Genomic DNA, 2,970 nt, shown 5'->3' with positions numbered 1-2,970 from the left:
GGGCGCCAAGATTGTTTTGAGCTTACGTGCATTGGTTCAGTCGACCGGACGCTGGGCGCAATTCTGGGACAAGATCGATCAGTTCGGTGCTCAGCCTTGCTAAGGACATTATTGAAAGGTAGCACCCGGTCAGACCGGGGCACGCCTCGGGACTCCAGGCGCTGACGCGGTGGCCTTGGTCGGAGGCCTCGGCGTATGCGTTGATCCGGGTCCAGTGCATCTGGGGCGGCGCTGCGCGCGAGCCTGGGGCGCGATGTGCTGTGGTGGATACCAACAGCCAGGGGTAGGCGTCGTGTTGGGCGGCGATCCGGGCCGAGGCGGGCGAGGAGGCGGGGGCGGAGTCAGAATCTGCACTGGCACCGGTGGCGAGTGTGCAGAAATTCGGGCAGGGGCTGGTGCCAGCACTGCGCGATCTGGCGGTGCGCGCGGCGCTGGCTGAAGCGGTGGCGCGGTTGCGCGAGGAGGATGGGCGGTGCTGAGGCGCCGCTGGGTTAGGCGACGATGCGAAACGGCCCGCGCGATCCGAATGATGGAGCGACAGCGGTGCAGTTGTTGAACGAAGTGCTGAAGCCCGCGTCCGTTCAGGCGACCAGATGGTAAAAACGGGCGGTGGTGACCCGTTGTAGATCGGCCGGGCTGAGCTCGATTTCCAGACCACGTCGGCCGGCGCTGACGAACAGGCTGTCCAAGCGCTCGGCGCTGGTATTGATGTAGGTATCCAGGCGGCGCTTCTGGCCCACCGGACTGATCCCGCCGAGCAGATAGCCAGTGCTGCGCTCCGCCTGCGCCTTCTCCGCCATGGTCGCCTTCTTGCCACCGGCCGCTTTGGCAAGCGCCTTCAAGCTCAATTGCCGACTGACGGGCACCACCCCCACGACCAGTGTCTTGCCATCGAGGCTGATCACCAGGGTTTTGAAGACCCGGGCCGGATCGAGTCCAAGCTGGTCGGCGGCTTCTTGACCGTAGGCAGTGGTTCCCGGGTCATGGTGATAGGCATGCACCCGGTGGGCAATGCCCAGGCGCTTGAGGTGATCGATTGCTGGGGTCATGATTTGCGTCGCACTACAGGTCCCGTCCGCCCGAGGCTATTGGACATTCAATGTCTTGGCATTGACAAAGCTGCGCATCCCCAGAAGCCCCAGCTCGCGCCCGTAGCCTGAGGTTTTGATGCCGCCGAAGGGCAGGCGCGGGTCGCTCTTGACCATGTCATTGACACAGGCACAGCCGCACTGCAAGCGCCGCGCAAAGGCTTCACCGCGCGCGCGGTCTTTGGTCCAGACACTGCCGCCGAGGCCGAAGTCGGAGTCATTGGCCAGGCGCAGCGCATCGGCTTCATCGCGCGCGCGGATGATGGCGGCCACCGGGCCAAACAGTTCCTCGTGATACGCCGGCATCCCTGGTGCGCAATGATCCAGCACCGTTGCGGCATAGAACCAGCCGTTGCGATCCAATGGCGCACCCCCCGTCACCAGCTGCGCGCCCTGAGTCACACTGGCCTGGACCTGTGCATGCAGTTGATCGCGCAGATCACGGCGGGCAAGTGGCGGGAGCGTGGTGTTTGGCTGCATGGGATCACCAGGGATCAGGGCTTCGGCCGCCGCCTTGAACGCCGCCACAAAGGGCTCAGCAATCTCCGGCACCAGGATGAAGCGCTTGGCGGCAATGCAGCTTTGCCCGCCGTTGAGAAACCGCGCCTTGGCGGCCATGGTCGCGGCCTGGTCGATGTCGGCATCCTCAAGCACTACAAAGGCATCCGACCCGCCGAGCTCCAGGATCGACGGCTTGATGCTGGCACCGGCGGCTGCGGCCACGCGCCGACCGGCGTTCTCACTGCCGGTCAGGCTGACACCCCGGATGCGCGCATCACCCACCAGCGTCTCCGCTCGCTCACCCGAGATGAGCAGGGTTTGGAACAGGTCCGCCGGCGCCCCCGCTGCGCGAAACAGTTGCTCGATGGCCAAGGCGCAGCCAGGCACATTGGAAGCATGCTTGAGCAGCACTGGATTGCCAGCTGCGATCGCGGGCGCGGCGCAGCGGAATACCTGCCAGAACGGAAAATTCCAGGGCATGATTGCCAGCCAGACGCCAAGCGGCTGATAGGCCACCAGGCTGCGGGGTGCCTCGGTTTCGATCGGTTCATCGGCCAGGAAGCGCTCGGCATGCTCGGCATAGTAGTCGCAGACCCAGGCGCACTTGTCGATCTCGGCCCGCGCCTCGGTGCGCAGCTTGCCCATCTCGGTGGTGATCAGGTTCGCCAGCACCTCCTGTTCGCCACGCAGCTGCTCAGCGACTGAGACGAGCAGCCGGGTGCGCGCGGCAAGCGGTGTCTCGGCCCACAGCCGGCTGGCACCTTCGGCGGCGGCCAGAGCTTGCTCAAGCTGCGGTTCATCGAAGGCCGGGAAGCGCTCGATGCAGGTCTCGGTGGCGGGATTCGTGGAGGTAAACATCATGGTTTTTAATAGAGCGGCGGGAAGGCTTGAACAGGTGAGTGTATTGCAAAAGGACGCATCAGACCGGTTGGCTTCACTTGGAGGCGGAGACTCAGGCGTTCTCGAGCAAGGATGGGTAAGCGTCCGCAGGCACGGTGGAAAAGCCCTTTATCCACTGCTTCTGTGGATAACCTTGTGGACAACCTTGTGACATGGCGCCTAAGCCCTTGTCCTCACGCGCCGCGTTTTTGATTGGTCAACTTCTTTGCGCTCTGTAACTGACTGTTTTTGAATTTTTTTAAGTCCGCGCCCGCATCGTGCAAGTGATTGAAACCATCATTGTCTCGCAGAACGTGTGTTCTTGCGGGGATGTTTATAATTTCCCACCTAGTTGTCAAGTCCAGTATTGGATGGCCAGCAATTCCCGCTGACCTCTGTGGCGAGCGGTTGCGATGGCCCCGATCCGCCGTTGAAAATCAACCGGCACGCGAACACCTCGCGACAAAGAAGCGCTGTGGTACGCCCGGCTTGTTCTCACCCT

At 63.1% G+C, this 2,970-nt stretch carries 2 protein-coding genes; both read right to left on the bottom strand.

Going from position 1 to position 2,970, the window contains the following annotated elements; genetic code table 11:
• Positions 1-581 precede the first annotated feature (581 nt).
• Positions 582-1,049, bottom strand: a complete 468-nt coding sequence (gene ybaK / locus CKO36_RS18700) for a Cys-tRNA(Pro) deacylase (protein ID WP_200286419.1) — start codon at positions 1,047-1,049, stop codon at positions 582-584.
• 36 nt (positions 1,050-1,085) lie between these two features.
• Positions 1,086-2,450, bottom strand: a complete 1,365-nt coding sequence (locus CKO36_RS18695) for an NAD-dependent succinate-semialdehyde dehydrogenase (protein ID WP_200286418.1) — start codon at positions 2,448-2,450, stop codon at positions 1,086-1,088.
• Positions 2,451-2,970 lie beyond the last annotated feature (520 nt).

Source organism: Rhabdochromatium marinum (assembly GCF_016583795.1).
GTDB lineage: Bacteria > Pseudomonadota > Gammaproteobacteria > Chromatiales > Chromatiaceae > Rhabdochromatium > Rhabdochromatium marinum.
The sequence above is the reverse complement of the archived record's forward strand: the minus strand, read 5'-3'. Positions and strand labels throughout refer to the sequence as shown.